This window comes from Mesorhizobium sp. W050 (assembly GCF_054719535.1).
In genome coordinates this window covers 4433446-4459108 of record NZ_JBTTIH010000001.1, presented here as the reverse complement: position 1 = coordinate 4459108, position 25663 = coordinate 4433446, and the positions used below count along the sequence as shown (strand labels likewise).

Annotated in this window: 26 protein-coding genes; 16 read left to right on the top strand and 10 right to left on the bottom strand. The window is 62.9% G+C overall.

All coding sequences use genetic code 11. From position 1 onward, the window contains the following. Nucleotides 1-69: 69 nt before the first annotated feature. From ACYG9Y_RS21520 to ACYG9Y_RS21510, 3 genes are read right to left on the bottom strand one after another with little or no spacing between them, the layout of a single operon-like run. Nucleotides 70-843 (bottom strand): enoyl-CoA hydratase, encoded by a 774-nt coding sequence (locus tag ACYG9Y_RS21520; RefSeq protein ID WP_023681994.1) that lies wholly within the window; start codon nt 841-843, stop codon nt 70-72. 40 nt (nt 844-883) lie between these two features. Continuing rightward, entirely contained in the window at nt 884-1774 is an 891-nt protein-coding gene (mutM, locus tag ACYG9Y_RS21515) for a bifunctional DNA-formamidopyrimidine glycosylase/DNA-(apurinic or apyrimidinic site) lyase (RefSeq protein WP_023738189.1), read from the bottom strand. Beyond that, nucleotides 1767-3005, bottom strand: a complete 1239-nt coding sequence (locus ACYG9Y_RS21510; protein ID WP_023711431.1) for a phosphopentomutase — start codon at nt 3003-3005, stop codon at nt 1767-1769. The genes mutM and ACYG9Y_RS21510 overlap by 8 nt, the downstream gene beginning before the upstream one ends. 176 nt (nt 3006-3181) lie before the next feature. On the opposite strand from ACYG9Y_RS21510, the gene ACYG9Y_RS21505 reads away from it, so the two are divergent. After that, nucleotides 3182-4135, top strand: a complete 954-nt coding sequence (locus ACYG9Y_RS21505; RefSeq protein WP_023736143.1) for a PhnD/SsuA/transferrin family substrate-binding protein — start codon at nt 3182-3184, stop codon at nt 4133-4135. A gap of 28 nt (nt 4136-4163) precedes the next feature. Here ACYG9Y_RS21505 and ACYG9Y_RS21500 read toward each other — a convergent pair whose 3' ends face one another. The 3 genes from ACYG9Y_RS21500 to ACYG9Y_RS21490 all read right to left on the bottom strand — a co-directional run bounded on the left by ACYG9Y_RS21500 (nt 4164) and on the right by ACYG9Y_RS21490 (nt 6023). After that, the gene (locus ACYG9Y_RS21500; RefSeq protein WP_023738190.1) at nt 4164-4799 is read right to left on the bottom strand and encodes a TadE/TadG family type IV pilus assembly protein; all 636 of its coding nucleotides are present in this window, start codon (nt 4797-4799) and stop codon (nt 4164-4166) included. A gap of 30 nt (nt 4800-4829) precedes the next feature. Next, a complete protein-coding gene (locus ACYG9Y_RS21495; protein WP_050587055.1) occupies nt 4830-5447 on the bottom strand; it encodes a TadE/TadG family type IV pilus assembly protein in 618 nt (205 codons plus the stop codon). Nucleotides 5448-5600: 153 nt separating this feature from the next. After that, nucleotides 5601-6023, bottom strand: a complete 423-nt coding sequence (locus ACYG9Y_RS21490; RefSeq protein ID WP_023681988.1) for a pilus assembly protein N-terminal domain-containing protein — start codon at nt 6021-6023, stop codon at nt 5601-5603. Nucleotides 6024-6368: 345 nt separating this feature from the next. Here ACYG9Y_RS21490 and ACYG9Y_RS21485 point away from each other — a divergent pair, with 345 nt between their 5' ends. The 9 genes from ACYG9Y_RS21485 (at nt 6369) to ACYG9Y_RS21445 (ending at nt 15478) form a co-directional block, all read left to right on the top strand. After that, nucleotides 6369-6539: a Flp family type IVb pilin gene (locus tag ACYG9Y_RS21485; RefSeq protein ID WP_023681987.1), complete on the top strand. Its 171-nt coding sequence runs from the start codon at nt 6369-6371 to the stop codon at nt 6537-6539. A 149-nt stretch (nt 6540-6688) separates the two neighbouring features. Next, the gene (locus ACYG9Y_RS21480) at nt 6689-7207 is read left to right on the top strand and encodes an A24 family peptidase (protein WP_023703464.1); all 519 of its coding nucleotides are present in this window, start codon (nt 6689-6691) and stop codon (nt 7205-7207) included. A 205-nt stretch (nt 7208-7412) separates the two neighbouring features. Beyond that, on the top strand, nt 7413-8225 hold the full coding sequence (gene cpaB, locus ACYG9Y_RS21475) for a Flp pilus assembly protein CpaB (protein WP_023681985.1): 813 nt from the start codon (nt 7413-7415) through the stop codon (nt 8223-8225). Beyond that, nucleotides 8222-9754 carry a type II and III secretion system protein family protein gene (locus ACYG9Y_RS21470; RefSeq protein ID WP_023681984.1) on the top strand — a complete coding sequence of 511 codons (1533 nt, stop codon included), beginning with the start codon at nt 8222-8224 and terminating at the stop codon, nt 9752-9754. The genes cpaB and ACYG9Y_RS21470 overlap by 4 nt, the downstream gene beginning before the upstream one ends. Before the next feature lie 14 nt (nt 9755-9768). Then, nucleotides 9769-10506 carry a CpaD family pilus assembly protein gene (locus ACYG9Y_RS21465; protein WP_023681983.1) on the top strand — a complete coding sequence of 246 codons (738 nt, stop codon included), beginning with the start codon at nt 9769-9771 and terminating at the stop codon, nt 10504-10506. Between the two features lie 54 nt (nt 10507-10560). After that, nucleotides 10561-11844, top strand: coding sequence for an AAA family ATPase (locus ACYG9Y_RS21460; protein WP_023681982.1), 1284 nt, complete (start codon nt 10561-10563; stop codon nt 11842-11844). Nucleotides 11845-11873: 29 nt separating this feature from the next. After that, complete coding sequence (locus ACYG9Y_RS21455) at nt 11874-13379, top strand: CpaF family protein (RefSeq protein ID WP_023738191.1); 1506 nt, start codon at nt 11874-11876, stop codon at nt 13377-13379. Between the two features lie 29 nt (nt 13380-13408). Further along, nucleotides 13409-14422: a type II secretion system F family protein gene (locus tag ACYG9Y_RS21450; protein ID WP_023703461.1), complete on the top strand. Its 1014-nt coding sequence runs from the start codon at nt 13409-13411 to the stop codon at nt 14420-14422. 39 nt (nt 14423-14461) lie between these two features. Further along, complete coding sequence (locus tag ACYG9Y_RS21445) at nt 14462-15478, top strand: type II secretion system F family protein (RefSeq protein WP_023738192.1); 1017 nt, start codon at nt 14462-14464, stop codon at nt 15476-15478. A 113-nt stretch (nt 15479-15591) separates the two neighbouring features. On the opposite strand, the gene ACYG9Y_RS21440 is transcribed toward ACYG9Y_RS21445, so the two are convergent. Continuing rightward, nucleotides 15592-16413 carry a tetratricopeptide repeat protein gene (locus ACYG9Y_RS21440; protein ID WP_023669594.1) on the bottom strand — a complete coding sequence of 274 codons (822 nt, stop codon included), beginning with the start codon at nt 16411-16413 and terminating at the stop codon, nt 15592-15594. 239 nt (nt 16414-16652) lie between these two features. Here ACYG9Y_RS21440 and ACYG9Y_RS21435 point away from each other — a divergent pair, with 239 nt between their 5' ends. The 3 genes from ACYG9Y_RS21435 to ACYG9Y_RS21425 all read left to right on the top strand — a co-directional run bounded on the left by ACYG9Y_RS21435 (nt 16653) and on the right by ACYG9Y_RS21425 (nt 19317). Further along, complete coding sequence (locus ACYG9Y_RS21435; protein WP_023738193.1) at nt 16653-18014, top strand: leucyl aminopeptidase family protein; 1362 nt, start codon at nt 16653-16655, stop codon at nt 18012-18014. 62 nt (nt 18015-18076) lie between these two features. Further along, the gene (locus ACYG9Y_RS21430) at nt 18077-18427 is read left to right on the top strand and encodes a MarR family winged helix-turn-helix transcriptional regulator (protein WP_023669596.1); all 351 of its coding nucleotides are present in this window, start codon (nt 18077-18079) and stop codon (nt 18425-18427) included. 29 nt (nt 18428-18456) lie between these two features. After that, entirely contained in the window at nt 18457-19317 is an 861-nt protein-coding gene (locus ACYG9Y_RS21425) for a C40 family peptidase (RefSeq protein ID WP_023738194.1), read from the top strand. 143 nt (nt 19318-19460) lie between these two features. Here ACYG9Y_RS21425 and ACYG9Y_RS21420 read toward each other — a convergent pair whose 3' ends face one another. Continuing rightward, nucleotides 19461-19655 (bottom strand): hypothetical protein, encoded by a 195-nt coding sequence (locus ACYG9Y_RS21420; RefSeq protein WP_245260413.1) that lies wholly within the window; start codon nt 19653-19655, stop codon nt 19461-19463. Between ACYG9Y_RS21420 and ACYG9Y_RS21415 the strand changes: the two genes are divergently transcribed. Further along, the gene (locus tag ACYG9Y_RS21415) at nt 19563-22052 is read left to right on the top strand and encodes a ligase-associated DNA damage response DEXH box helicase (RefSeq protein ID WP_245260406.1); all 2490 of its coding nucleotides are present in this window, start codon (nt 19563-19565) and stop codon (nt 22050-22052) included. The two genes, ACYG9Y_RS21420 and ACYG9Y_RS21415, sit on opposite strands and share 93 nt — an antisense overlap. Beyond that, on the top strand, nt 22049-22765 hold the full coding sequence (gene pdeM, locus ACYG9Y_RS21410; protein ID WP_023669598.1) for a ligase-associated DNA damage response endonuclease PdeM: 717 nt from the start codon (nt 22049-22051) through the stop codon (nt 22763-22765). The genes ACYG9Y_RS21415 and pdeM overlap by 4 nt, the downstream gene beginning before the upstream one ends. 4 nt (nt 22766-22769) lie before the next feature. On the opposite strand, the gene ACYG9Y_RS21405 is transcribed toward pdeM, so the two are convergent. Further along, nucleotides 22770-23741, bottom strand: coding sequence for a quinone oxidoreductase family protein (locus ACYG9Y_RS21405; RefSeq protein ID WP_023738196.1), 972 nt, complete (start codon nt 23739-23741; stop codon nt 22770-22772). 94 nt (nt 23742-23835) lie between these two features. Here ACYG9Y_RS21405 and ACYG9Y_RS21400 point away from each other — a divergent pair, with 94 nt between their 5' ends. Then, nucleotides 23836-24714 carry a LysR substrate-binding domain-containing protein gene (locus tag ACYG9Y_RS21400; protein ID WP_023738197.1) on the top strand — a complete coding sequence of 293 codons (879 nt, stop codon included), beginning with the start codon at nt 23836-23838 and terminating at the stop codon, nt 24712-24714. 12 nt (nt 24715-24726) lie between these two features. Here ACYG9Y_RS21400 and ACYG9Y_RS21395 read toward each other — a convergent pair whose 3' ends face one another. Beyond that, nucleotides 24727-25662 (bottom strand): dimethyl sulfoxide reductase anchor subunit family protein, encoded by a 936-nt coding sequence (locus tag ACYG9Y_RS21395; protein WP_023738198.1) that lies wholly within the window; start codon nt 25660-25662, stop codon nt 24727-24729. Between the last annotated feature and the right edge of the window lies 1 nt (nt 25663).

Here is a 25663-nt window from a genome sequence, read left to right as displayed (position 1 = left end):
GCTTATAGTTCAGCTTTTCCGGCGCGTCAACGCCGCTTTGGCTTCTTTTTGGTCCGCGCCGCCGCCACTCTAGCGATTGGTGAAATTCGGCTTCCGCTTCTCGGCAAAGGCTGCCATCCCTTCCTTCTGGTCGTCGAGCGCAAACAGCGAGTGGAACAGCCGGCGTTCGAAGCGCAGTCCCTCCGCCAGCGTCGTCTCGTAGGCGCGGTTGACTGCCTCCTTGGCCATCATCACCGATGGCAGTGAAAACTCTGATATCCTGGCCGCGGCCTTCATCGCCTCCTCGATCAACTCGCCGGCCGGCACGACGCGGGAGGCCAGGCCGCTGCGCTCGGCTTCGGCGGCATCCATCATCCGACCGGTCAGGCACATGTCCATGGCCTTCGACTTGCCGACAAAGCGGGTCAGCCGTTGCGACCCGCCCATGCCGGGAATGACGCCGAGCGTGATTTCGGGCTGGCCGAATTTCGCCGTGTCGGCGGCAATGATGAAATCGCACATCATCGCCAGTTCGCAGCCGCCGCCCAGTGCATAGCCGGCGACCGCCGCGATCATCGGCTTGCGCGCACGGGTAAACTCTTCCCAGCCGACGAAGAAATCCTGCACATAGGCCTCCGCGTAGGTGACGGCCTGCATTTCCTTGATGTCGGCGCCCGCCGCAAAAGCCTTCTCGGAACCGGTGATGACCATGGCGCCGATGCCGGGATCGGCGTCGAACCCCTTTGCCGCCGTCAGCAAATCCGCCAGCACCTGCGCGTTCAGCGCGTTCAGCGCCTTGGGCCGGTTCAGCGTGATCAGGCCGACCTTGCCGCGCGTCTCGACGATGATGGTTTCATAGCTCATGGGCTGGCCTCCTGGTTGCGGCACTGAAGGACCGTCTAGCTTACCGCTGGCAGGTCCGGCAATAAAAGGTCGAGCGGCCGCTTTGCACGATGCGCTCGATGTGGCCGCGACAGCCGGGCGTCGGACAGGGCCCGCCTTCGCGATCGTAGACCGCGAAGGAATGCTGGAAATAGCCCGGCGACCCGTCTGTGTGCACATAGTCGCGCAGCGAAGACCCGCCGGCGGCGATCGCATCGGCGATCACCGAACGGATTGCCTCGGCCAGTCGTTCGCTCTGTTCCTTGGCCTTCTTGCCGGTCCCGGCGATGGTGCCTGCCTCGCGCAATGGCGAAAGGCCGGCGCGCCACAGCGCTTCCGACACATAGATATTGCCGAGCCCGGCAATCAGCTTCTGGTCGAGCAGCGCCGCCTTCAACGGCGATCTGCGGCCCTTCAGCAGAGAGGCGAGCAGGGCGCCTTCCAGCGCATTGCCGGTCGGCTCGACGCCCAGTCCCGCGAGCATCGGATGCGCGTCGGCCAGGCCTTCCGCAAACAGCATGAAGCCGAAGCGACGCGGGTCGTTGAAGACCACGCGAGACTGGACGCCGACAGGCGACACGACATGGAACACCACATGGTCGTGCTTGGCATCCTTCGAGCGCTCTTGATGGAACGTGCCGGGCGTCTCTTTGTCATCAGCGGCCTCGATGCGGAACGAGCCCGACATGCCGAGATGGCAGATCAGCACCGGGCCACCGTCCAGGTGTATGGTGAGATATTTGGCGCGGCGGCCAAGCGCGATGACCGTCTTGCCGGTCAGCCGCTGCGCAAATTTCGCCGGAAACGGAAATCTGAGATCGGGCCGGCGCGCCTCGACGCGCACGATCCGCGCGCATTCCAGAACCGGCTGCAGGCCGCGCCGGACCGTTTCGACCTCGGGCAGTTCAGGCATGGCCGCCTATCGCCGAATGGAAGGAAGCGCCGTGGCGGCCGCGCGCCAGCTTGAGGTGTTCGGCGACCGTCTCGCCGATATCGGCGAAGGTGGTCCTGAGCCCGATGTCGCCGCCCGTGAGACCCGGTGCGGTGCCGATGACCGGGACGCGTTCGCGCGTGTGGTCGGTGCCACGCCATGTCGGATCGTTGCCATGGTCGGCGGTGAGGATGAGCAGATCGCCCGGCTTCAGCTTTGCCAGTGCCTCGGGCAGCCGGCGGTCGAAGGCTTCGAGCGCCGCAGCATAGCCGGCGACGTCGCGGCGATGGCCGAACTCGGTGTCGAAGTCGACGAAATTGGCGAACACCAGGTCGCCGTCGCCGGCATCGTCCATCGCGCCCAGCGCCTTGTCGAACATTGCCATGTTGCCGGGCGCCTTGCGTACTTCCGAGATACCGCGGTGGGCGAAGATGTCGCCGATCTTGCCGACCGCGATCACCCGGCTGCCGCGCCCGGTCAAGCGGTCGAGCAGCGTCGGCTCAGGCGGCGGCACGGCGTAGTCATGGCGGTTGTAGGTGCGCTCGAAGGTGGCTGATGTTTCGCCCAGGAAAGGCCGTGCGATCACCCGTCCGATCTTCAGCGGATCGACCAGCCGGCGTACCGTCTTGCAGAACTCGTAGAGCCGCTCCAGGCCGAAATGAACTTCGTGCGCTGCTATCTGCAGGACGGAATCGACCGAGGTGTAGCAGATCGGCTGGCCGGTGCGGATATGCTCCTCGCCGAAGCGCTCGATGATCTCCGTGCCGGGCGCATGACAGTTGCCGAGAATGCCCGGCACCTTGCCCTCGCGGATCATCGCTTCGGTCAGTTCGGCAGGGAAGGCGGGCACCTTATCGGGGAAATAGCCCCAGTCGAACCGCACGGGCAGCCCGGCGATTTCCCAGTGACCCGACGGCGTATCCTTGCCGCTCGAAATCTCCTGCGCGGCGCCGTGGAAGGCGGAGGCTGAAACGGCGGCTTTGCTGTCGAATTGGAAGCCGGTTGCGGTTTCTGCTGCGCGGCCGAGACCGAGCGAAACCATGGTGGGCACCTTCAGCGGTCCCTCGCGCAGGCCCTCGCGATCGGCGCGGGCTTCCGCGCAGGCCAGCGCGATATGTCCGAATGTGTTCGAGCCGGCGTCGCCATAGCGTTCGGCATCGGCGGCGCCGCCAATGCCGAAAGAATCGAGAACGAAGAGGAAAGCGCGTGACATCGGTGCCGTCATTGCCAGTCTGGTTGACCAGACATAAGGTCCCGTCGCGGCATTGGCAAATCGTAAACCAGGCGGCAGCGGCCTGGCGCAATAGTCGCGAGGTCGGGCAGGCGCGCTGTACGCATCCTTGAGACATGCGATGCGCTTCAAGGAAACGGTGTGCGGGGCATGGATCGATGAGACGGGCTGACCTCGGTTGGAGTGCACTGGCGACCACTGTAGCGCTGCTGGCCTCGCAGCTCGCCGCGCACGCCGACTGGCGCGACCAGATCGGCACGTTTCGCATCGGCATCGTTGCCGAGCCGGACGCCGGCAACACGGTTCCGGGTCTGGCCATGCTGACTGACGCCTACGGCAGGGCGCTCGGCATGAAGGTGGAATTCGTCGTCGCGCATGACTATGCGGCGCTGATCGAGGCGCAGGCCAATGGCCGGATTCAATACGCGGTCTATTCGGCGACCGCCTACGCCACCGCCTCGGAGCGCTGCGGCTGCGTCGAACCTCTTGTGGCGCCGGTCGACGCCGACGGTGCCACGGGCATCCGCTCCGTGCTTTTGACGCGCGACGGCAGGCTTTCCGATCTCGCGGCCCTGGAAACGCACCGCATCGCCATGGCGCCTTCCGACAATGTCGGCGGTTCGCTTCTACCGCTCGCCGGGCTGGCGGCCGACGGCATCAAGATCAGCCAGGATGCGCCATTCCTCGCTCATGCCGGCTCGGCTGCCGCCGCAGAAGCGATGCTGGTCGATGGCCAGGCCGATGCCTTGTTCGGCTGGGAGCGGGCCACGGCGGAAAACCGGACGGCGATTGCTGGCGATCAGCCGGCTGATCCGGACGGCACGGCGGCGCGACTGGAGGCGGCGGGCATTCCAGAAGCCGCGCTCCAGATCATCTGGACCTCCGGCGTGCTCAGATACGGCCCTCACGCCGTCCGCAGCGATCTCGACCCCGAAGCCAAACGCCGACTGACCGTCTTCCTCACCAATCTCAGATCGCAGTCGCCGGAAGTCTACGATTTCGTGGAATCGAAACATTCGGGAGGGTTCACGCTCGCCGCTGCGAGTGACTATGCGATGGCCGATTCCATCGTGCGCCTGGTGTCGGGCAGCACCGACAGCGGCGCGCAATAAAGCCGGGGTCGGATGGGCCAGAGCTGCTTCAGCAATCGCTGCAGGGGATCGACGTGGTCCGGCGCGGCCTGAGATAGTAGGTTTCGCTCATCGTTATCTTGCCTTCGTTGAAGGCCGAGATAAATCCGAGCGGCTTTTCGGAGCCTTCCGACCAGGAGATGATCGGTTGGTATGCTAGAGTGGTTTTGACACGAATGAGGAAAGTCCCCGCAACATTGAGCGTCGCCGGAACGGTGGTGGAAGTTGTCGGGTTGGAGTCGCGGCCAGTCTTCCCATCCAGCACGCTCCAGGACCACGCCACCTTTGCTTGCGGTATCGGATTGTTCGGGTCGGTTCTGATGTCGATTGCCGTAATGGAGATATTGGCGACCGAGCGGTTGTAAGGCTGAAGGCTGGAGTTGCCGATCTTCATGATGTCGGTGAGATCTGCGTTGACCACCGACGTTTGCTGCGTGACGAGGTCGGCAACCATGGAGCTGATGCGGCTGACCTTCTTGCTGGCCTCGATGGCTTGCGAGGCCTCCATCGTAATGAAATACATGATCAGCAAGACAGGCACGATGAGGGCAAACTCGACGGCCGCTATGCCGCGCCGATCAGAAAAAAACCGCGCCGCTCTCTTCCAGCTAACCGACATCCCCGGATATGCCCCCGCACGAAACATGCACTTTTCCTTTTGCTTACACGTGCAATTTCAGTTGTCGAATGGCTCGTTTTGCCACGTTGTCGTCGCGTAATGCAGAGTCTTGCCGCCATCCATATTCGACATGTATTGAGCCATGAAATCGGTCATGACCGGCCAAGGGTAAAAGACCCGCAGCATGTTCTTTGATTCTGCCGGACCTATTGTAGGGGTCCCGAAAGCCGGATCCTTGCCTGTATCCGGATCCTTGCCCGTCAGCGTGATGGTCGAGCCGGAAATCGTGAAACCCGCACTGGCTGCCCCGGCAAAGGTCTTGAACGGGCGCAGATCCACCAGCAAACCGGGGCAACCCTTCGCGACAATGATCTCGAGTCTGGCGCAGACCAAGCCCTTCAGCTTCTCTTCCGTCACATCGGCTTGCCTCAACTGGCCAGTACGCAACTGACGGGCGATATCATCGGTGATGTTGGCCATCACCTCCTGTCCGGCAAATGAAACGCAGCTCTCGAGGATGGCGAAGACGAGAGCCGCAAACGGTAGCGCAAGCATCGCGAATTCTATCGCCGTGCTGCCGCGCCGATCACGAAGGAAACGACGGGCAAACGTCACGCGCCCTGCCTTGGCCTTGCAGATCTCGCGTTCTGAATCCTCGTCCAAAACGTCGCCCATATCCCGTTCCTGCGATCCTGATGCGGTACCGTCAGCACCACTATCAAGAACCCATTTAGCTCCGGTTTGAATGACCGTTAAATTCGACCAGGCGACATTAACCGGCCGCTAACCGACGCGGCTTTCCCGAGACAATCGAGCCAACTGAGGCGCTTACTGCCCAGCGCTCATCTCGGCTTCGGACGACTTTTCCGAGTCGCTCTTGTACGAGCTTTCGCAATAGGGCGTGCAGGACATGGTCTGTACCGAGGCGCGCCTGTAGATACGCACGGACGACGCGTCCTGGCGCACCACGGTCACCTGCTCGTCGACGATCGGGCTGCCATCGTGGTCGAGGACAACCAGATTGGTGACGCCGAACCCCTTGCCAGTCAGTACGATCGTCGATGCATCCTGGACGGAGGCGTCGGCGATCGCCGGATTGCCGACGACGATGGTGTCGGCGGGGCGTGTCAGTTTGACGATCTTGGCCTGGTTCATCGTCACTTCGATGCCGGCTCCGGCCTTGGCCGGCAGCACGAAAGCCGGGACGGCGAGAAGCGCGACAAGCAGGAATGACGATTTCATGGCGGTCATCGAGGCGCTCCACAGCGGCAAAACTTGTTCACGGAACATGAAGGAGATTGGTGAACCAACGGTTAAACCCTTGACCGGCGCCGGGTATTCGCTCCAATCTTGCTGCCAGCTAATATAACAATGCGTCCTGCCGATAGCCGTGAAATTACAGCTTTTCACGGGCAGGCGAGCTACTGTCCAGCGTTTAGTTTACGGTTAACCACGCAAGCTGTTCGAAGCGGGAAAGGAATCGGTAAGGCTGTTTATTAAGCCGATTGAAAGAGCTTCTCCGTAGATTAGCAGCATCCGATCAACCACCACAGAAGTTGACGGAAGTGCTGTAACACGTGGAGTAGGAGCTCTCGAATGTCTAATCTCATCGCACGTTTCGCGAAGGACGAATCCGGCGCGACCGCTATCGAATACGGTCTGATCGCCGCTCTCATCGCACTTGCCATCATTTTTGGCGCTGGTCAGCTCGGCAACGCCCTGAACAACAAGTTCATCGCCATCGCCGGTAAGGTGAGTGGTTCGTAATACCCTGGTTGCCTTAGAGATAGGGGCCGCCTGACTGGCGGCCCTTATTTCATCGCGTCGGGTGGTTTTGAGTAACCCAGTCTCATCGATCGTTAATCATATATGTCTAGGCTGAGGCTGGATACAGTTGGCAACAGGGTGTCGCGCCCATGCTCGAAGCGTTGATCTTCGTCATCTTTCCTTTTTGCATGCTCTTCGCCGCGATCTCCGACATGCTGTCGATGACGATCGCCAACCGCGTACCGGTGCTGCTGCTGGCGGTGTTTGCGCTGGTTGCGCCGCTGACGGCCATGGACTGGGCAACCTATGGCTGGCATTTCGCCGCCGGCGGCCTGGTGCTGGCCGTGACGTTCGGTCTGTTTGCACTCGGCGGCATGGGTGGCGGCGACGCCAAGCTGCTCGCCGGCACCGCCGTCTGGATGGGGTTCAACATTCACCTTGTCGAGTATCTCGTGATATCGACGTTCATCGGCGGACTGCTGACGCTCGCCATCCTTCTCTACCGGAAATCGCCGCTGGCGATTTACACCAGCCACAATCTATTCCTGCGCCATTTCGCCGACGACACGACTGGCGTTCCCTACGGCATTGCACTCGGCATTGGCGGGCTGCTGACCTATCCGGATTCACCCCTGATGGTTTGGGCACTGGCAAAGCTGGCGAACTGAAACAGCAAGCAACCTTTGCCGCTCCGACATCGGTCTGAAAAGAGGCCGCTGGTCGCCCTTTCTGTCGTCGGAGCACGGGTCCGTCCAATTTATGTAAACCTTAAATTAATCACGATCGTAAGCATTGCATTAACCTTGTTTTGACGATTGCCGCTGCAAAGTCCGGCCTGGCTAGGTGGTTGCCTAAAGGCGAGGGTTCGGACAGATGCCAGCATCCCGACTGATTATTCTGGGCGTGGCGGTGGCTGCGGCGGGTGGTGCAGGTTATGTCGCCAAGAATATGGTGGCGGTCCCGCCCCAGCAGGTCGTCGCCGATGCCCCGCAGGCGCCGGCCATTGCCTTGCAGGATGTGCTCGTGCTTTCCGGCGACGTGCCGATGGGCAGCCCACTTGAGAACAATCTCAGCTGGGAGTCCTGGCCGTCCGATGGCATCAATGCGAATTTCATCACCCGTGCCGCCGAACCCGAAGCGCGGGAGAAACTGAAGGGCTCCGTCGCCCGCATGGCGATGTACACCGGTGAGCCGCTGCGGCGCTCCAAGCTGATCGGCGAGGGGCAAAGCTTCATGTCTTCGATCCTGCCCACCGGCATGCGTGCCGTCGCCACCGCGATCTCGGCTGACACGTCGGCAGGCGGGTTCATCCTGCCCAACGATTTTGTCGACGTCATCATGACCCGCAGATCCGACACCGGCAACGGCGGCAGCGGATTCACCACCGAGACCATCCTCAAGAACATCCGCGTCCTGGCGATCGATCAGACCATCCAGGAGGACGAGGAAGGCAAGAAGACCAGGGTCGGACAGACGGCGACGCTGGAGCTGACGCCGCAGCAGGCCGAGATCATAACCGTCGCCCAGCAGATGGCCGATCGCCTGACGCTGGCGCTGCGCTCGATCACCGACAACAAGGAAAAGGGTACCGATGAAGCCGACTACCTCGTTTCCGGCAGTGGGCGGCGCGGAACGGTGCGGTTGATCAAATCGGGCGAAGTTTCCGAAGTAGGGGCAAGGAAATGAGGTTAGTCGCTAAACTGCCGGTCACCATGGCTGCAGCCGTCGGCCTGCTTTTCCTCGGAGCCCATGCAAGTGGCCTCGGCGACGCCAAGGCCGCCGGAAAGAGCGTCGGGGTCACGGCCTCGACCGCCACGCAACGTGTCAAGCTCGGCCTCAACAAATCGGTCGTCATCGATCTGCCGAGCGACGCCTACGACATCCTTGTCGCCAATCCCGCGGTCGCCGATGCGGTGACCCGCACCGCAAGGCGCATCTATCTGTTCGGCAAGTCGGTGGGCGAAACCAACATCTTCGTCTTCGGTCCCAATGGCGAGCAGATTGCCAGCCTGGATCTGGCCGTCGAACGCGACGTCGCCGGATTGGAAGACTACCTCAAGCGCTTCCTTCCGAATGCCGAGATCAAGGTCGAATTGCTGAACGACAACGTCGTCCTGACCGGGACGGTGGATACGCCGCTCGATGCCAAGCGCGCCGTTGATCTGGCAACCATCTTCGTGTCCGGAGGTGAAGCGACGACGGGCCAGTATTCGCAGACCGCGGCCGGCGGCAATGCCAATGGCGGCGTCGACATCAACAACCCGGATGCCGAACGCCGGGTCTCGAAGATCGTCAACCTGCTACAGATCATCGGCGACGACCAGGTGACGCTGAAGGTGACCGTGGCCGAAGTCAGCCGCTCGGTGATGAAGCAGCTCGGCGTCAACATGGTTGGCAGCGGCAGCATGGACGGCATCGCCTACGGTGCGCTGAGTTCGCCCAACTACGGTTTGGGAAAGCCGCTTTCGCAGAATTCAGGCTTTAACTTGGGCGGCAGTGGCCTCAAAGCCTACATCAATGCCATGGAGCAAAGCGGCGTCATGAAGACGCTTGCAGAACCGACCCTCACCGCGGTTTCGGGCGAGAAGGCAACGTTCAGGGTCGGCGGCGAATTCAATCTCATCACGGCACGTACGAACAACGTTTCGACCGACAACCAGACCGGCCAGGTCACCTACACCAACGAAAAGCTGGAATACGGCATAGGCCTCGAGTTCCAGCCCGTTGTGCTGTCGGCGGGTCGGATCAGCCTCAAGGTCAGAACATCGGTTTCGGAGCCGACCTCGGAAGGTGCTACCACCCTGGAAGGCGGCGGCAGCTTGCCCGGCCTGACGCTTCTGTCGATCCGCAAGAGACTTGCCGACACCACCGTCGAATTGCCGTCGGGCGGTTCGATGATGATTGCCGGCCTCGTTCGCGACGACGTCCGCCAGGCTGTATCGGGCTTGCCCGGCCTGACCAAGATCCCGGTGCTCGGCACGCTATTCCGCAGCCGCGATTTCGTCCGCAATGAAACTGAACTGGTCATCATCATCACGCCTTATCTGGCTCGGCCGGTGGCGCGCAACGACCTGGCTAAGCCGGACGACAATTTCAATGCCGCCGGCGATGGTCCGGCCATGTTCCTTGGCCGCGTCAACCGCGTCTACGGCACCATGCAGACCGACAAGCCCAACGGCCGCTACCACGGCGTTGTCGGCTTCATCTACAAGTAAGCGGGGAAGCGGACATGTCTCAGTCAGCATCAAAGGTACTGGCGATTGCCGCAACGGCATGGTCTGGCCGTGGCCGGATCCGCCGATCGGCAATGCCGATCCTGGCGGTCGCGATCGCCGCCTCGCTTGCCGGTTGCGCTAAGCGCGACAGCATCACGGTTGGGGCAATTCCCGATGATTATCGCACCACGCATCCGATCGTAATTGCTGAGAAGAACCAGAAGCTCGACCTCCCGGTCGGCGCCGGCGATCGCGGCATGACCGGCTCGCAGCGCGACACGCTTCTGGGCTTCCTCGACGGTTACGACAAGAGCGCTGCCCCGGCGCTGACGATCGCAACCCCGATCGGCTCGGCTAATGAGGTCGCGGCGACTGCCGCGGCGCGCGATTTCGCAAGGCTGGCGGTTGCCAGCGGCATCAAGCTAAACCGGATCGTGGTGACCTCCTACCAGTCGGTTTCCCCGGAAGCGTCGGCGCCTATCCGCGTTTCCTATATTTCGGTGAGAGCCCAGACCGACAAATGCGGGCGCTGGCCCGAAGACATCCTCGAAACCTCCGAAAACAAGCACTACGCCGATTACGGCTGCTCGTCTCAAAACAACCTCGCCGCGCAACTCGCCAATCCGACCGATCTGCTCGGGCCAAGAAAGTCGTCCGACATCGACGCCGAGAACCGCGGCGCGGTGATCGACGTCTACCGCGGCAGAGGTATTTCGGACGAGTTCCTCGGCAATTCGGAAGTGACGTACTAGGAGCGCCGGTCCCGCGTAGAGACCGAAAGAGAAGTCACGGAAAAGAGCATGACAATGAGCAATCTTGCCTACGATACGCCCGTAGACGGCGGCGACAGCTCGCAATTGGATATTGCCGCGATGCAGGCGCTGCGGCCGGTTCCGCGTATTTCCATCCAGGCATTTTGCGAGACGGAAGGTGTCGCGCATCCGGTGGAGCGGGCCGGCGAGGATCGCCGCATGGCCAAGGCGCATCTGAAAGTGCATATGGGCGGCATCGCCACGGCGATCGAATTCTACCAATCCGCGCCTACGCCGAACCTCATCCTTCTGGAGTCGCGCAGCGAACCGAAGCAGTTGCTGGAGCAGCTTGCCCAGCTTTCAGAATATTGCGATCCCTCCTCTAAAGTCGTGGTGATCGGCCACTACAACGATGTCGGTCTTTACCGCGAACTCATCCGCTTCGGTATTTCCGAATACGTCATCGCGCCCGTGTCGATGGCCGATATTGTCTCGGTGGTTTCGTCGATCTTCGTCGATCCGGAAGCCGAGCCGATCGGCCGCTCGATCGCCTTCGTCGGCGCCAAGGGTGGCGTCGGCTCCTCGACCATCGCCCACAATGTGGCGTGGGCGATGTCATCGCTGTTCAAGTCGGAAGTGGTCGTCGCCGATCTCGACCTGGCTTTCGGGACGGCCAACATAAACTTCGACCAGGACCCTGCGCAAGGCATCGCCGAGGCCGTGTTTTCGCCCGAACGCGTCGACGAGGTTTATCTCGACCGTCTGCTTGCCCAGTGCGCCGAACACCTATCGCTGCTCGCCGCGCCCTCCACCCTCGAACGTGTCTATGATTTCGATCCCGATGCCTTCACGCAACTCATCGATACCGCCCAGCGCAGCGTGCCGCTGCTGGTGCTCGACGTCCCCCATATCTGGACGGGCTGGACCAAGAACACACTGATCAAGGCCGACGAGATCGTCATCACTGCGACGCCGGAATTGGCCAATCTGCGCAACACCAAGAATCTGGTCGATATGCTGACGCGGCTTCGCCCGAACGATCCGCCGCCGAAACTGATCATCAATCAGGCCGGCGTGCCGAAACGGCCCGAGATTTCCGCTTCCGACTTCGCCGAGCCGCTCAGCCTCACGCCGATGTCGGTCATCGCCTTCGACCCGTTGTTGTTTGGAAATGCCGCGAACAACGGCCGCATGCTGGGCGAGATGGATCCCAAGAGCCCGGTCGTCGGCATGATCAACGAAATCGCGCACGTGCTGACCGGTCGCAGCGAAATCAAGGCCAGGAAGAAGGCAGGCCTTGGCGGCCTCCTCGGCAAGCTCTCGCGTAACAAGAAATGACGCTTCTCAAGCGAAATTGGTAGTCGATCATGTTTGGAAAAAGAGGCTCCGACGACGGCGGCCGGTTCACCCCGGAGTTCCGTCAGCCAGCGTCAGCGGCGCCGGCTGCTGCAACGCCTGCGGACATGGCGGTACTTGCCCGACCCCCGGCAGCGCCGCCGCCGGGAGCGCTGGCAACTCCGCCAACTCGCCGTGCCGTTGAGGCGCCGTCGATGGCGCCGGAGCCGCCAAAAAAGATCCAGCGCGAAAAAAGCGAAACCTACTACGACACCAAGAGCCAGGTCTTCTCCGCGCTCATCGACACCATTGACCTGTCGCAACTTGCGAAACTCGATCCCGAGAGCGCGCGCGAGGAAATCCGCGATATCGTCAACGACATCATCGCCATCAAAAATTTCGCAATGTCGATCGCCGAGCAGGAAGAGTTGCTCGACGACATCTGCAACGATGTGCTAGGCTACGGGCCGCTGGAGCCGCTGCTCGCCCGCGACGATATCGCCGACATCATGGTCAACGGCTCCAAGAACGTCTACATCGAAGTCAACGGCAAGGTCGAACAGACCGGCATCCGCTTCCGCGACAATCAGCAGCTGCTCAACATCTGCCAGCGCATCGTCAGCCAGGTTGGCCGCCGCGTCGACGAATCGAGCCCGATCTGTGACGCCCGTCTTCCTGACGGGTCTCGCGTCAACGTGATCGCGCCGCCGCTCTCCATCGACGGCACCGCGCTCACCATCCGCAAGTTCAAGAAGGACAAGCTGACGCTCGATCAGCTGGTCAAGTTCGGCGCCATCTCGCCGCAGGGCGCCGAGATACTCAAGATTATCGGCCGCGTCCGCTGCAACATCGTCATCTCCGGCGGTACCGGCTCCGGCAAGACGACGCTGCTCAACTGCTTGACCAACTATATCGACCGCGAGGAACGCGTCATCACCTGCGAGGACTCGGCCGAACTGCAACTGCAGCAGCCGCACGTGGTACGTCTCGAAACCCGCCCGCCCAATCTCGAGGGCGAAGGCGAGGTGACCATGCGCGACCTGGTCAAGAACTGCTTGCGCATGCGGCCCGAACGCATCATCGTCGGCGAAGTGCGCGGACCGGAGGTTTTCGACCTGCTGCAGGCGATGAACACCGGCCATGACGGGTCGATGGGAACGATCCACTCCAACAGCCCGCGCGAATGCCTGAACCGTATCGAATCGATGATCGCCATGGGCGGCTATTCGCTGCCGCAGAAGACCGTGCGTGAAATCGTCGTCGGCTCCGTCGATGTCATCATCCAGGCAGCACGCCTTCGCGACGGCTCGCGCCGCATCACCCACATCACCGAGGTGATCGGCATGGAAGGTGACGTCATCATCACGCAGGACATCGTGCTCTACAACATCAAGGGCGAGGACTCGAACGGAAGGCTGCTTGGCGAGCATGTGTCGACCGGCATCGGCCGTCCGCATTTCTGGGATCGCGCCCGCTACTATGGCGAGGAACAGCGCCTCGCCAACGCTCTGGAATCGATGGAGAAACGCGCTGACTAACGCATATCGAGGCGTGGGGACTGAGGTCGATGTTCGGAATTGATACCACCGTACTGGCGTTCATCGTGCTCGCCGGCTTCAGCGCCGGTGCGGTCGCCTATGCCTTCCTGTTCACCAAGATGAGCAACGAGAAGCAGGCCGGCAAGCGGCTCGAGACGATCAAGGCCGCCGAGACCGATCGTTCGGTCGTCAAGGCTTCGCGCGACCGTGTCGCGGAGGCGGTCAAGCGGCGTAAATCTGTCCAGGACACGCTGAAACAGCTCGACGAAAAGCAGAAAACCAACGAACTCGCCGTCAAGAAGCCGCCGTTGAAGGCCCAGATTCGTCAGGCCGGCATGCAGGTCTCGATCGAGCGTTTCTATATCTACTCCGTCATTTGCGGCATCGCGCTGACGGTGCTCGCCTATCTCGCCGGCGCGCCGCTACTTGTCCTGCCGGGTACGCTTCTGGCCGGCGCGCTCGGCCTGCCACGCTGGTTCGTCTCGTTTCGCCGCGCGCGCCGGGTCAAGGCGTTCCTCAACGAATTTCCCAACTCCCTCGACATCATCGTGCGCGCCGTCAAATCCGGCCTGCCGCTCAACGACGCCATTCGCCTGATCGCCAATGAATCGCCGGAGCCGGTCAAGACCGAGTTCCGCCGGATCGTCGATTCGCAGCAGGTTGGCATGTCCATCCCCGACGCCACCTTGCGCATGGCTGAGACCATGCCGTGCAGCGAGGCAAGTTTCTTCGGAATCGTTATCCAGATCCAGTCACAGGCCGGCGGTAATCTCTCCGAGGCGCTAGGCAACCTTTCGCGCGTGCTTCGCGATCGCAAGAAAATGAAGGCCAAGGTCCAGGCGCTGTCCATGGAAGCGAAGGCGTCGGCCGTCATCATCGGCGCGCTGCCTATTGTCGTCGCCCTTCTCGTCTATCTGTCAAGCCCGAACTACATCATGCCGCTGTTCACCACCAGCACCGGCAATCTGATCCTTGGCTGTTCCGGCGTGTGGATGTCGATCGGCATTCTGGTGATGCGCAAGATGATGAACTTTGAAGTTTAGGCCCACCTTGGAAAGCTCGAACGAAAAGACTGAAAACGGATGACCGACCAAGTCGTAAAATCGCTGACCGATCCTGCCTTCCTGATCGCATTGCTGGTCGGCGTTGCGGTGTTCGCGACCGTCTTCACGTTGCTGCCGGCGCTTGGCGGCAATCAGCTCAAGGCGCGCATGAAATCGGTGGCGCTGGAGCGTGACGAATTGCGCGCCAAGCAGCGCTCGCGGCTTGCCAACGAAGCCGATCGCCGCCGCAAGGGGCTGCGCGAAGAGCAGTCGATCGGCATGCGCAACATCGTCGACAGGCTCGACCTGCGGCGTGCGTTGGCCGATGAAGGCACGTTGCAGAAGCTCAAGGTGGCGGGCTTTCGTGGCCAAAACCCGCTGACGCGCTTCCTGTTTTTCCGCCTGATCCTGCCGTTTGTGGGTTTCGCGCTGGCAGCGATCTATCTGTTCGTGCTCGGCGGACTGCCTGACCGGCCGGCCTTCGTGAAACTGTTCGTCTGCATCCTTGTCGCCTACGCCGGTTTCTACGCGCCGATCCTTTACGTCAACAATCGTGCCGCCAAGCGCAAGCAGTCGATCCAGGCGGCGTGGCCGGATGCGCTCGACCTGATGCTGATCTGCGTCGAATCGGGCATGTCGGTCGAGGCCGCCTTGCGCAAGGTCTCCGAGGAGATCGGTTCGCAGTCGGTGGCGCTGGCGGAGGAATTCGTGCTGACCAACGCCGAACTCTCTTATCTGCAGGAGCGCAAGCAGGCTTATGAAAACCTCTCGGCTCGTACCGGCCTGGAGTCGGTGAAGTCAGTGTCCCAGGCGCTGGTCCAGGCCGAACGCTACGGCACACCCGTGGCGCACGCATTGCGCGTGCTGGCCTCGGAAAGCCGTGACATGCGCATGAATGCCGCCGAGAAGAAGGCCGCCGCCCTGCCGCCGAAGCTTACCGTGCCGATGATCCTGTTCTTCCTGCCGGTTTTGTTCGCTATCATTCTGGGCCCAGCCGGCATTCAGGTCAGTCAGCGCGGCATCTTCGGCGACCAGCACAATTCCTCAAGCCAGTAGGCCTCGTTGCAGCCATACAAAAGAGCCGCACTGCCAATGCAGTGCGGCTCTTGTTTTCAGCTTTGAGATGTGGACGGATTTTGCGCTGTGCGGAGCCGGCGCCCATGCGGCGCTCAGTTGGTCGCCGGCTTTGCCTTGTCCTGATCCTTGAGCTGACTCCAGGCGTTCTGCTGGGCAAGCATCTGGCGAAGATAGGCTACATTGGCTTGCGCCTGTTCGGGTGAAAGCTCCTGCGACGCGATCTTCTCGGCCTCGTCGAAGCGGCCCTGCAGTCCCACGACCAGCGCAAGGTTCTGGCGCACCCGGCTGTCGGCATTCGGTTGCTGGGCTGCCGAGCGCATATAGGTCTCGGCGGTGCGCAGATCGCCTTCCAGCACATAGGACATACCGAGATTGGAAAGGATCGAGGGTTCGTTCGGCTTTAGGTCCAGCGCCTTGCGGTAGTTCTGGCGCGCTTCATCCTTCTGGCCAAGCTGGTCGAGAATGGCGGCCTCGGCCGACATCAGCCGCCAGTCCGGATATTCCGGCGTCTGCGCCCGGCGCACGGCGTCGAGCGCCGGCTCGAACTGGCCGTTGGCGGCCAGCGCCTTGCCGTAGGCGGCAAGCACGTCGCGATCCTTGGGGTAGGCGATCGCCAGCTTGCGCATCACGGCAAGCGACTGGTCGGCATCGCCGTCCATCTGGAGCGCCGCCGCAAAATTTGTCGCCAGCCGCTTGTCGTTGGGGTTCTTTGCGTAGGATTCGCCCAGCCGCCCGGTCGCCCCGTGCAACTCGCTGGCCGACATGGTTTCCAGCGGTTTGCCGCTGGTGCGCCCGATCGAGCCGGTCGTGAGCTTGCTGGTTCCGCACCCGGCAACACCGGCCGCCAGCGCCATCAGCAGTGCCGTGGTGACCAACCGTTTGCCCGTGACGTTCATCCTGCGGTTGGTGGGCATCGGCACGGGGCTCTCCATTCCTGCGCGTGGCCATTCACGTGGCCATCTTCATCCCCGCAGAAATATTCTGTTAACCCTAACGGACAGTTAAAAAGTGAGCCGTCGGATCGGTGAACGGCCCGCCGGAAGCCTTTGGCCTGGCACGTCCCATGCCCGGCCCCTGTGCATAGATGTTGAAATCATTCGACGTCCCTGTCACTTGACTGAGGACGACCTGCAAGCCTCCCGGAGACCATCAAATGCCCGTCGAACTCATCGAGACACTAAACACTGCCTTGCCGGTCCATCTGGTCGCGAGGGATGGACTGGAGGCCTTGGGACTTTCGCCTTCCATGACCGCATGGGCGGCCGCCAACGGCTTTTCCGGCGAAGCCGGCAGGACGCTCGCCGTCCCCGGCGACAACGGTTCCCTTGCCGGCGCCTTGTTCGGCGTCGGTGATGGCGAGGGCGCGCTGGCCGTCGGCATGCTGGCGAGAGCCTTGCCGGAAGGCGACTGGCATTTTGCCGCCGCTCCAGCCGAGCCGGAACTCGCGGCCATAGGCTTGGTGCTCGGCGGCTATGTCTTCACTCGCTACGGCAAGAAATCAGGCAAGGCGTTGCGTTTTGCGCTGCCGTCCGGCGCCGATGCGGGTCGTGTCCGGCGCATCGCCGACGGCGTCTTCCTGGCGCGCGACCTCGTCAACACGCCGACCAGCGACATGGGACCGGACGAGTTGGAGAAGGCCGTACGGACCCTGGCGGCCACTCACAAGGCCGAGGTATCGGTGATCAAGGGGGATGATCTCCTGAAGCAGAATTTCCCGATGATCCATGCGGTCGGCCGGGCCTCGGTCGGAGTGCCGCGCCTGATCGATATGGTTTGGGGACCGGAAGGCGCGCCGAAGGTGACGCTGGTCGGCAAGGGTGTCTGTTTCGACACTGGCGGCCTCGACATCAAGCCGTCCTCGGGCATGCTCTTGATGAAGAAGGATATGGGCGGCGCCGCCAATGTGCTGGGCCTGGCCTCGATGATCATGGCTGCCGGGCTGAAGGTGCGGCTGCGCGTCCTGATCCCGGCGGTCGAGAATTCGATTGCCGGCAACGCTTTCCGGCCTGGAGATGTACTGACCAGCCGCAAGGGCATTACCGTCGAGATCGGCAACACCGACGCCGAAGGGCGGTTGGTGCTGGCCGACGCGCTGGCGCTGGCCGATGACGAGGAGCCGGAACTGCTGATCGACATGGCGACGCTGACCGGGGCAGCGCGTGTCGCGCTCGGGCCCGATCTGCCGCCTTTCTACACTGGCGACGAAGCGCTGGCGTCCGAACTGGCTGCGGCCTCGGTGGCCGTCGAGGATCCGTTGTGGCGCATGCCGTTGTGGCGGCCCTATGACGCCAGGCTGGCGTCGAAGATCGCCGACATCAACAACGTCACCACCGACGGCTTCGCCGGTTCGGTCACCGCGGCGCTTTTCCTCAAGCGCTTTGTCGAACGGACAACGGGCTGGGCGCACTTCGACATCTTCGCCTGGAACCCGTCCGATCGCCCCTACGGACCCGCCGGCGGAGAGGCGCAAGGCATCCGTGCACTGGAGCGGGTCATTTCGAGGCGCTATGCCTGACGCCCTGAGACGGCCACCAAAACTGAAACGGAACCGAAACAATTTGCCGTCATGCTCGGGCGATGTCGATTTCGATGCGTCCGAGCCAGGCGATGCGGCTGTGGCAGCAGGTGATGCTGTCGCAGGTGCGCGCCGGCGCGCCAGATCTCACCATGCGCCAGACGGCGATCCTGTTCACCATCTATCTCGACCCGCCGCCGCACACGGTGCGCGGTCTAGCCGCCCGCCTCAATGTCACCAAGCCGGTTATCACCCGGGCGCTCGACACGATGGGTGCGCTGAAACTGGTGTCACGCCATCGCGACGAGCTCGACAAGCGCAATGTGCTGATCCGGCGCACGGTCGAAGGCGCGCTCTTTGTCGAGCGCTTCGGGGATGGTATCGTTGCCAGGGCTCATGAACTGCCCATCTGATCAATCCATGAATTAGAACGAGTACCGATTTGACTGCCAGGGATGCCCGCCTCCACGCCTTCCGTTCCGACCTCGCCGATGCCAGGCTGAAAGGGGAGGTTTCGGCCGATCGCTTCGTCACCGGCCGTCCGGCCCGGATCACAGCCTCCGTGGCTGACCTGCGTAAGGCACCGCGCCCGGATGCCGGCGTCAACACGCAAATTCTGTTCGGCGACGATGTGCTTGTCTTCGAGGAAGCCGAGGGATGGGCCTGGGTCCAGGCCGAACGCGACGGCTATGTCGGCTACGTCGGCGCCACCATGCTGGGCGCACGCGAGCATGCGCCAACCCACATCGTCACGGCGCCGCGCACTTTTCTCTATCCCGGCCCGGATCTGCGCTTCCCGATCAGCGGCCAATTGTCGATGGGCTCGACGGTGACGGTGACCGGCGCTGCCGAAACGCGCGGCACGGACTATGCGCTGTTGCCCTCCGGCGAGGCGCTCATTGCCGGCCATGTGCGCCCGGTCAGTGATATCGCCGCCGACTATGTCTCGGTCGCCGAGATGTTTCTCGGCACGCCCTATCTCTGGGGCGGCACCTCCGGCTTCGGCATTGACTGTTCTGGCCTCGTGCAACTGGCCATGCGCATGGCCGGCCGCAATGTGCTGCGTGATTCCGACATGCAAGCGGCAGGCCTCGGCGAGCCGCTCGATCCGGGACCCGATTATGCCGGGCTGAAACGCGGTGACCTCGTGTTCTGGAAGGGGCATGTCGCGGTGATGACCGACGCCGAGACCATGATCCACGCCAACGGCCACACCATGCTGGTCTCGCGCGAAGGGCTGAAGGAGGCGATCGACCGGATTGGGTATCTCTATGGCGGGCCGACGGGGTTTCGGCGGCCCTAGCGCCTCTTCCTTCGCCCCGTTCACGGGGAAAGGTGCCCGAAGGGCGGATGAGGGGCGACGCCAGCGACTGAAAGGTCGCGCTGCGCCTCACCTGCCTGCCGGCATCCTCTCCCCCTAAATGCGGCGAGGGATAGCTCACCCGATCACCTTTTGTTCCGATTTTCCTTGGCGATCGCGCGCCGTCGCGCTACCTCTTTCGCGTGACCGAGCAGCCGCGCCTTGCCAAACAGAATGCCGCCGTCCTTCTGCCCGAGCCATTCATCAGATGGTTTGGCGAAAAAGGCTGGTCGCCGCGCGCTCACCAGATCGAGCTTCTGGCGAAGGCTCAAGCCGGGCAATCGGTGCTCTTGATCGCACCGACCGGCGCCGGCAAGACACTGGCCGGCTTCTTGCCATCGTTGACCGAACTGGCCAACCGCCCCAGACGCAAAGCCGGTATGGCACGGCGCGGCATCCATACGCTCTACATCTCGCCGCTGAAGGCGCTGGCCGTCGACATCGAGCGCAATCTCGGCAAGCCGGTGGAGGAGATCGGCCTGCCCGTCACCATCGAGACGCGCACCGGCGACACCCCTTCGCACAAGCGGCAGCGCCAGAAACTGGCGCCGCCCGACATCCTTTTGACCACGCCCGAGCAATTGGCGCTGCTGATCGCGGCCGGCGATGCCGGGCGCTTCTTCGAGGATCTGCGCTATGTCGTGCTCGACGAGTTGCATTCGCTGGTGACATCGAAACGCGGCCATCTGCTGGCGCTCGGGCTGGCGCGGCTGCGCAGCATCGTGCCCGGCCTGCAGACGATCGGTCTGTCGGCAACGGTGGCCGAGCCCGACGAGTTGCGGCGCTGGCTGGTGAGCCAGAATCCTCCGGGGGACATGTCTGAGCTCATCGTTGTCACCGGCGGTGCAAAGCCCGAAATTTCCATCCTCGATTCGGAGGAGCGCGTGCCTTGGGCCGGCCATTCGGCGCGCTACGCCACGCCGGAAATCTATCGCGAGATCAAGCGCCACAAGACCACGCTGCTGTTCGTCAACACCCGAAGCCAGGCCGAGCTGCTGTTTCAGGAATTATGGCGGGTCAACGAGGATACCTTGCCGATCGCGCTGCATCACGGCTCGCTCGATGTCGCCCAGCGCCGCCGCGTCGAGAAGGCGATGGGAGACAATGCCTTACGTGCCATCGTCGCCACCTCGACGCTCGATCTCGGCATCGATTGGGGCGACGTCGATCTGGTCGTGCATGTCGGGGCGCCCAAGGGCGCCAGCCGGCTGGCGCAGCGCATCGGCCGTGCCAACCACCGCATGGACGAGCCGTCGAAGGCGATCCTCATCCCGGCCAATCGTTTCGAGGTGCTGGAGTGCCGGGCAGCGCTGGACGCCAACTATCTGGGCGCCCAGGATACGCCGCCGCTGGTCAATGGCGGGCTCGATGTGCTGGCCCAGCATGTGCTGGGCTGCGCCTGCGGGGCGCCGTTTCGCGCCGACGATCTCTACGAGGAAGTGCTGACAGCAGCGCCCTATGCCAGCCTCGACCGGCCGACATTCGACCGCGTCATTGATTTCGTCGCCACCGGCGGCTACGCACTGAAGAACTACGAGCGCTACGCCCGAATCCGCCTCAACAAGGACGGCATGTGGCGGGTCTCCAATCCGCGCGTTGCCCAGCAATACCGGCTGAATGTCGGCACGATCATCGAGGTGCCGGCGCTCAATGTGCGTTACGTCAAGGCCGGCAGCAAAGGCTCGGCTTCGCACGGCGGCCGGGTTCTGGGCAAGATCGAGGAGGCCTTCCTCGAAACGCTGACGCATGGCGACACCTTCATGTTTGCCGGCAAAGTCCTGCGCTTCGAAGGCATCCGCGAGAACGAATGCTTCGTCTCGAATGCGCCGGGAAGCGACGCCAAGGTGCCTTATTATGGCGGCGGCAAATTTCCGCTCTCGACCTACCTCGCCGAGCAGGTGCGCGCCATGCTGGACGACCCGCAGCGCTGGAAGAAGCTGCCCGAGCAGGTTTCGGATTGGCTGCGTTACCAGGCCGACAAATCGGTATTGCCCAAACGCGACGACCTCTTGATCGAGACCTTTCCGCGCGGCAACCGTCACTATCTCGTCGCTTATCCTTTCGAGGGCAGGCTGGCGCACCAGACGCTCGGCATGCTGCTCACCCGCCGGCTGGACAGGGCCGGCGCCAGGCCGCTTGGCTTCGTCGCCACCGACTACGCATTGGCCATCTGGTCGCTGGGCGATATGGGCGCGATGTTCAAATCGCGGAAACCTTCGCTTGGCGCTCTGTTCGACCAGGACATGCTGGGCGACGACCTCGAGGCTTGGCTGGCCGACAGCTGGCTGCTCAAGCGCACCTTCCGCAACTGCGCGCTGATTTCAGGCCTGATCGAGAAGCGCCACCCGGGACAGGAGAAAAGCGGCCGTCAGGTCACCGTCTCGACCGATCTGATCTATGACGTGCTGCGCAGCCATGAGCCCGACCACATCCTGCTGCAGGCGACGCGCGCCGACGCGGCGACCGGTCTGCTCGATGTCAGCAGACTTGCCGACATGCTCTCGCGTATCCAGGGTCGAATCGTGCATAAGGCACTCGAACAGATATCGCCGCTGGCCGTGCCGATCATGCTCGAAATCGGCAAGATGCCGGTGAATGGCGAGGCCGACGAAACGCTGCTGATGGATGCCGCGACTTTGGTCGAGGAAGCCATGGGTCCTGGGATGGTTGAGGAATGAATTTTTCGCTGGCGCGGGCATCGCTGATCGCCGAGGCCGATTTTGTCGGCATCGCGGGCGAGCGCGCGGTCTGTGATTCGCGCGGCGTGCTCTATTTCCCCGATCTGAGGCTGCTCGCGGTCTCCGACCTGCATCTGGAAAAGGGCTCGTCCTTCGCCAGGCGCGGCGCACTGATCCCGCCCTACGATACCGGCGCCACTCTGCTCCGGCTGCAGGCGGTAATCGCGGACTACCAGCCGGCCATCGTCATCAGCCTGGGCGACTCCTTCCACGACGGCGGCGGCGCCGAGCGCATGCATCAAACCTTCCGAGATCGGCTGGAAGCATTGATGGCCGGCCGCGACTGGTTCTGGGTCGCCGGCAACCATGACCCGGAAGCGCCGGCGGATTTGCCCGGCGAGACGGTGCGCGAACTCGCCATCGGCTCGCTGCTGTTCCGCCACGAGCCGTCGAAGATAAGAACCGAGGGCGAAGTTGCCGGCCATCTTCACCCTTGCGCCCGCATCGTCCAGCAGGGCCGCTCGGTGCGGCGGCGCTGCTTTGCCGGCGATGGCGGCCGCATGATCATGCCGGCCTTCGGCGCTTATACCGGCTCGCTCAACGTGCTCGACCGCGCCTATGCCGGCCTGTTCCGCCGCGAGACGTTGATAGCTTATATGATGGGCGCCGCGCGCATCTTCGCCATTTCCGGTTCGATGCTGCGGCCGGGCTGAGTTTCTACGGTATAAGCACGGTTGCGCCTGTCGTCTGCCGTGCTTCGAGCCGGCGGTGCGCCTCCGCCACTTCGGCAAGCGGCATGCTTGTGTGCACCGGGATTTTCACTGCGCCGCTGAGGACGACGCTGAACAGATCCTCGCTCATGGCAACGACGTCCTCACGCCTGGCGAGATGATGGAACAGCAACTGCCAGGTGGCGAACAGCGAACCCTTTTGCATCAAAAGCATGATGTCGAAGGGCGGGATCGGCCCCGACGCTGTGCCGTAGCTGACGAAGGTGCCGAACGGCTGCAGGCAGTCGAGCGAGGCGGGGAAGGTCGCGTTGCCGACGCCGTCATAGACGGCGTGGCAGCCTTCGCCGTTGGTGACCTCTTTCACCCGTGCGGCGAAATTCTCTTTGCTGTAGTCGATGACATGGTCGCAGCCATTGGCGCGCGCAAGTTCGGCCTTTTCGGGTGAACCGACCGTGCCGATGACGATGGCGCCGAGATGCTTTGCCCATTGCGTCAGGATGAGGCCGACGCCGCCCGCCGCGGCATGCACCAGGATTGTATGGCCCGCCTCGACGCGAAACGTGCGACGCAGCAGATATTGCGCCGTCAGCCCCTTCAGCATCATGGCCGCGCCCGTCTCGAAATCGATGGCGTCGGGCAGATGCACGACGAAATGCGCTGGCACGATGCGTTCTTCGGCATAGGCGCCGAGGGTCTCGACATAGGCGACTCGGTCGCCAGGCGCGAAGCCGCTGACGCCTTCACCGACGGCGACGATTTCGCCGGCGCCTTCATTGCCGGGAATGAATGGCAGAGCGGGCGGCGCGTATTCGCCGGTGCGAAAATAGATGTCGACGAAGTTGAGACCGACCGCCCGGTTGCGCACGCGCACCTCGCCCGGTCCGGGCTGGCCGATGTCGACATCTTCGTAGGCGAGCACATCTGGCCCGCCATGGCGGTGAACACGGATCGCTTTCATGGTTTTCTTGCCTGCGCTGTTCTCTTGAGTGTGAGATAGCGCGTGGCGGGATATCATTGTAGACTGATACCGATGACATCAGAGTTCAAACAAGATGATATCTGAACAGATCGGCCTCGACCTTCTCCGCACCTATGTCGCGGTCTGCCGGCAAGGTAGCCTGAGCAGGGTCGCCGCGCAGACCGGCAAGACCCAATCGGCGCTGAGCATGCAGATGCGCCGGCTGGAGGGCCTGCTCCAACGGCATCTGTTCCAGCGCACCGGCCGCGGTGTCGTACCAACTGCGGAGGGAGAGCTCTTTCTGGGATACGCGACCCGCATCCTCGCTCTCGGCGATGAAGCGGTGGCGCGTCTGCAGCAGGCTGGCATTGGCGGCGGCGTGCGTATTGGTCTTGCCGAAGAGGTCACCACGGCCGCGCTTTCGGCCGCGCTTGGGCGGCTGCATCGCACATATCCCGACATCAGCCTCGACGCGATGGTCGAGCACAGCGTCGCGCTGGGACGGCTGTGGAGCGAGGATGCGCTGGATGTCATGATTGCCCCGACATCCGTCGTCGCGGCCGATGCAGTGACGACCTGGAACGTCGAACTGCAGTGGGTCTGCGCCCAGGACTATGTGCTGGACCATGACCGGCCACTCGATCTCGCCGCCTTCGGCGCAACCTGCCCTTGGCGCAGGCGTATGATCGAGGCGCTGGTCGCCGCCGGCCGGCAGTATAGGATCGTCCTGTCGTGCCAGAGCGTCACCGGCCTGCAGGCGGCGATCGAGAACGGGCTGGGCGTCGGGCTGCTTCCGCCCGAATCCGTGCGTACCGCTTCGATGCGGGTGCTGAAGACGTCAGCCGGCCTGCCCGAGCCGCTCACGGTCCAATACGGCCTTTACGCGCACGACCGCAGGACAGCTGTAATCGATGCCGCGATCGAAATCCTGCTTAAGGATTTGCCGGCGGCGCCACGAGCACGGGCCGCCTGACGGCGGGACGCTCTACCGGCCGTAATAGAGGGTGACGGTGTGCTTGGCCTCGGCGAAGAACAGCCAGCGCTCGACCAGCATGCCGGCAAACTGGACGATTGCCGCAAGCACCGACAGCGCCGCTGCGAACGGCCAGGGCAAAGCGAACAGAACAGCAAGCAGCAGGGCAGGCAAGGCGAAAGCCAGCACCTGCGTGATACGACGCAGCCTGGCGCCGTGCTTGCGCGCGATGCGAAAGCCCATTTCCTTGAGCAGGTAGTTCTCTTCGGTGTGCGGCCATTCCAGTGAGCGCACTGTACCCCCGGCGAGCCCCGTTGCCGTGTTGGCGGTGCTCGCAATCTCCAGCGCGTCATTGTATCGCCACGTCGCCAGCTTCCAGCCCCAGCCGAGCAAGGTCAGCAGCAGGGCGGCTACCGCAACGGCGGTCGGGCTGATGGCGAAAGCCTGCAGCAGCGCGTTCAACAGCACGCTGCCGGTCATCGCCGAAAAGATGACATAGCCCGGCAGCGTATACGGGCTATGCCACTGCGCGATCGGCTTCAGCGAGGCATAGATCATGCCGGTGGTGCAGACGGTGACGATTGCGCCGATAGTTGCGAGAAACCCGGCGATGGCCATCCAGCCTCCGGTGCGGCCAAAAAACACCCAGCCGATGCCGAACAGCCCGGCGGGAATGAAGGTCGCGACCGAGGCCACGCCTTCGCGCGACAGCCAGGAACTGCGCCATTGCGAGAAGGCGCGCCATGCACGTTCGGGGCGGCCGAGATGGCCGGTCGAGGACAATAGGCCGGCGGCGATCAGGCCGAGCGACAGCCCCATGCCGATAAGGCCGAGCCAGAAATGGGCCGGGATAAAACCCAGTCCGCCAAGCACGCCAAGCAGCGCCAGCAGGCCGTAGCCCGCTCCTGTGGCAGTTGTGAAGAAGACGACGGAAAAGGCTGGATGCATT